Consider the following 4258-nt stretch of genomic DNA (forward strand, 5'->3'; position numbering starts at 1 on the left):
TTCATAGTTTGGTGATGATGGCAGAGAGGTCACACCCGTTCCCATACCGAACACGGAAGTTAAGCTCTCTAGCGCCGATGGTAGTTGGGACCTTGTCCCTGTGAGAGTAGGACGTCGCCAAGCAACTTTAAGACGAGTCAGAATGACTTGTCTTTTTTGTATGCTTTCATACCTCTATCAATTGCATTTTTAACCCCTTCTAAATAAGAAAATCCATATTTTTTATCTGGCTCTAAGTAAGTTCCTTCCGCCCACTTGTCCCATGCGTTAATAAATAAAAACTCGCTGTTATAAAAAGAGTAAGTCCGATGAATTTGCTTGCTTAAATATATGGTGAACCTGAATATTTGCCTATTGATGAGAAACATCCATTAAGACCACTTTCCCCGTATGGAATAACAAAAGTTTCGCTGGAGAATTATTTGTATTTTTATAAGAGAAAATATGGAATAGATTATGTTGTATGTAGATATTCTAATCCGTATGGAAAATACCAAAACCCCTTAAAAAAAGTAGGGGCGATAAATTGTTTTTTGTACCAGCATCTCAGTAATGAAAGGATTCATATATATGGGAATCCGGAGGGAATTATTAGAGATTATATTTATATCGATGATTTAGTTGAAATTACTATACAACTAGCACAATTAAATCAATTGAAATCTTGCGTATACAACATAGGGAGTGGCAAAGGTCTTTCTTTAAAACGAATTATAGTGGAATTAGAGAAAATAACAGAAAGAAAAGTGGATTTTATCTGTTACAAACAAAAACAAGAGAACGTTCAAAAAATCATTTTAAATATTGATAAGGTAAAACAAGAATTGAATTGGGAACCTAAAATAGATTTTAAACATGGGATTAGATTAAATAAGCTATGGATTGAAGAGTTCTTATATAGTAAAAAATAATAACCCACACTCTACTTGTATATAAGCAGAGCGTGGGTTATTAATTTACTTCTTTTTCTATAACCCAAAGGTCTTGATGTTCCCACCAAAATCCTTCAATATACTTTTTGATAATTGGGTTATGGGGTAATAATTTAATTTTGTCACACACGTAAGAGGGACTAACTATCGTTTGTCCGTATTGATTCACATCTAAATCGAATTGTTCACTAGAAGAGAGAAACCAATAGCCCTTTTCATTTAAATTTGGAAACCCGAAGTATTTTTTGCTTTGATAGCCATGGGTTGTGAAAATGAATAAACCACCAGGTGAAACAGCGTTATACAATGTTTGCAGCCAACGAAACCAAGTTGTATCAGGCATATGAGAGAAAAAGGATAGACAAAAAACGATATCGTACGTAGAGGAGTCCAATTTTAACTGTTCAGGCTCAGGATGAGATAATATAGAAGAATTATTTAATTTGTTTTCAATAAAGGAAATAGCCTCTTCGTGTATATCGCAAGCGGTTATACTCAAATTCGCTTGTAGATTTAATAAATGACGTGTTACGCAGCCGTATCCGGATGCAAATTCTAACAATTTAATTGGATTGACTGTAGGAGGATAAAGGGAAGTAATTAAGTTTAAGAGTATTTGTGCTGAGTTTTGCCCATCTTTAAAGTAATAATCTATCGCTTCTTTTTTTGATGGGAAGACGGGATTAGTGACAATGAACTGAAAGATATGATCCTCAGGATGGATACTTGCATTTACATTATAGCTGTGTGCGATTTGAGAAATTAAATCTTTATGTTCCTCTATAAAGTCTTTCAAAGAGTATTCCCCCTTAAATAATAGTAGCGCCTTACAAGAGATATTGATGGCATAGAAAGCACACGTTTAAATTTTTAAGTATGTTTTAAGATACTTTCTATATGTATACATTTTCATTTTAGAAATGTCGTCGATAGTAAATTTTTCTTTAATGAAATTTTGCATTTGCACAACTTCATTGTAATGGGAGTATGAATCTTCTGTTCTCGTTACGCTATTTAAATGTCGTCTATGATAGTTTAAGGGGGCTGAATTGAAGTAAATATCTCCCTCTGTAAGAAGAGAAACATAGAAGAACCAGTCGCCAGCTATTTTGAACTTCTCTAACTGTTTTTCCGTTTTCTTCATATCTATATTTTTAAAAACTACACTTGAAACATTAGGTATAGTGTTTTTGATAAGTAACGTATCTTGTATTTCTTCGACGCCTTTTCGAAAATAGGGGGCTTTCCATTTTTCTTTATCGATATCATTTGTGTAATTTAAATAATGATTAGCCAATACATTTCCTTGTTCATCTATTTGTTTTGATTGTGTGTAACTTAAGGTAATATTGTTATTTATATAAAACCCCTGTATCACCTCTTGTAAAAATGTCTTATCGCATAAGTCATCGGCCTCTGCGATCCAAATATAATCACCAGTTGCTGCAGAGACTCCTTTTATCCATTGTTTAAATACAGAACCAGAGTTTTTATCATTAATAATCTGTTGAACCTTCAGGTGGGTCTTATTTTCTTTTGAAAGCAGCTTTTTAAAAGTTGATACGCTATGATCAGTGGAGGCATCGTCTAAGAAAATTAGTTCGTAAAGAGGGTAGATTTGGTTTAATATTGATTCGATTCGATCAGGTAAGTATTTTTCATAATTATAGTTCGGTATGATTACACTTATCTTTTTGTAATTATGTTCGAGAAGATCTAGTAATTGATAAATGTAATTAAGAAAATTGAAGTTTTTTTCGATAAGTTCTTGGCCAAAGCTTCCCTTTTGTAATCGTAATCCCTCATTATGAATAAATTCATATATTTTTTCTAGCATTTTGGGTAAATTTAAAAAGTCTACTAAGGCACCAGTTTTTTCTGTAACAACATCTTCAAAACCTCCAGCATTTTTAAACCCTATAACAGGAAGTTTTGCATCTAATGCTTCTAAAACAACATTTGGAAAAGGATCTTCCCTTGAAGTTAATAAGTATAAGTCAGCTCCAGCGTTATATAATCCGATATCGGGAGTAGGATCGACTAATGTGAAATGTGCTTTATATTTAGGGGGCAGTGTATTCAGGAATTGAACGTCTGTTCTCCCTACCCAAATGAAATGAATATCCTTGTGAGTCTTTCTTACTGAGTAAGAGATAAGTGAGAATAAATCTATCCCTTTCCGATAATCTGCGAAGCCTACACCCAAGATGATTTTGCTATCTAGAGGCAGGTTAAGCTTCTTACGTAACTCATTTCTAGCTTTGGCAATATTGTTCTTATAAGGATTGTGGTTAAACAAACCTTGAGGGAGAATGTGACATTTTTGAGGATCCAATTCAGTGATTGTACGAAATTTTTCATATACGTATTGTGAAGGGAAGACAACTTTGTAAGCAAATTCAGCGATGTTTTTAGCTTTCCCTTCAGCAGAGTACTGTTGTATTAAATGCGGTAATTCATGTATTAATGAAACAACTTTTATATTTTGTCTAGCTAGTAATGCGACGATATCGCCACTTATGACAGTGCTACATATGGCGAGGGTAAAATTCTGTGATAATAAATCCTTTATTAATAATTCGACCTTTTCTTCTGTTTGATAACCTTGCTCGAGACAATAAACAGGACCGTACTTTTGAAAATCGGGAATTAAAATACCGGATCCAATAGAAATAATTGCAACAGAGTAATCAAAGTTTTCTTTAAGAGCCTTAATAGTATGTAAAAAAAGTAGCTGTGCTCCGTGGAAATGGGCATCATGGGATACATAAATTATCTTTTTATTAACATGCATTTCATAACGCCTCCTAAGGGTATTAGATTTCTTTCCCTTTTTTAAAGGTAAAGAAGAGAAGTGTTTTATTTATAATCCCCCTAGAGATGAGCAGGAGGGAGAACGTACTAAAAGAAAAAATACTATCCTTAATATATATTTACTTGGTCTCACATTCATTCTTTAGAAAAGTATTAGTATTAAGTTATAGAGTGTAGGCTGCAGATTGTTAATTTGAATACATAAGTTTAAGAAGTTCTAAGGATGTGTTAGAAATTAAGAGAGGGCAAAGCTTTTATGATTTATAAAATAAAAAAGATAAAAGGTATTGACGATTGATCTACAGGGGTGTAATATAGAACAAGTCGCCGATGACAATAACGTCGCAAGCGACAAACGAAATGAAAAACTTAGTTGACATTAACTAACGAAGATGTTAACATAAGGAAGTCGCAAATGAGCGACCAAGTAGTTCTTTGAAAACTGAACGAAACAAACAACGTGAAACGTCAATTTTTATTTTAGATGCTAGACAAACTAACTTTATTGGAGA

At 33.2% G+C, this 4258-nt stretch carries 2 protein-coding genes, 1 rRNA gene and 2 pseudogenes; 2 read left to right on the forward strand and 3 right to left on the reverse strand.

The features are described from left to right. Positions 1-7: 7 nt before the first annotated feature. Positions 8-123 (forward strand): 5S ribosomal RNA (gene rrf / locus GBN78_RS28810). A 14-nt stretch (positions 124-137) separates the two neighbouring features. Here the strand turns inward: rrf and GBN78_RS28815 are convergent. Beyond that, a pseudogene (locus tag GBN78_RS28815) lies at positions 138-341 on the reverse strand (glycoside hydrolase family 99-like domain-containing protein); the annotation flags it as partial. Between GBN78_RS28815 and GBN78_RS28820 the strand changes: the two are divergent. Then, positions 327-911 (forward strand): annotated as a pseudogene (locus tag GBN78_RS28820) (GDP-mannose 4,6-dehydratase); the annotation flags it as partial. The pseudogenes GBN78_RS28815 and GBN78_RS28820 sit on opposite strands and share 15 nt — an antisense overlap. A 40-nt stretch (positions 912-951) precedes the next feature. Here the strand turns inward: GBN78_RS28820 and GBN78_RS28825 are convergent. Further along, positions 952-1728 carry a class I SAM-dependent methyltransferase gene (locus GBN78_RS28825; protein WP_030022264.1) on the reverse strand — a complete coding sequence of 259 codons (777 nt, stop codon included), beginning with the start codon at positions 1726-1728 and terminating at the stop codon, positions 952-954. A gap of 66 nt (positions 1729-1794) precedes the next feature. Next, positions 1795-3726: a glycosyltransferase gene (locus GBN78_RS28830; protein ID WP_152127992.1), complete on the reverse strand. Its 1932-nt coding sequence runs from the start codon at positions 3724-3726 to the stop codon at positions 1795-1797. Between the last annotated feature and the right edge of the window lie 532 nt (positions 3727-4258).

Origin of the sequence: Bacillus sp. B2-WWTP-C-10-Post-4 (assembly GCF_009183805.1) — a bacterium.
Taxonomy (GTDB): Bacteria; Bacillota; Bacilli; order Bacillales; family Bacillaceae_G; genus Bacillus_A; species Bacillus_A cereus.

Excerpts from the sequence above, each read along its gene's own strand:
- GBN78_RS28830 (WP_152127992.1), bottom strand. The coding sequence starts at position 3,726 with ATGCATGTTAATAAAAAGATAATTTATGTATCCCATGATGCCCATTTC.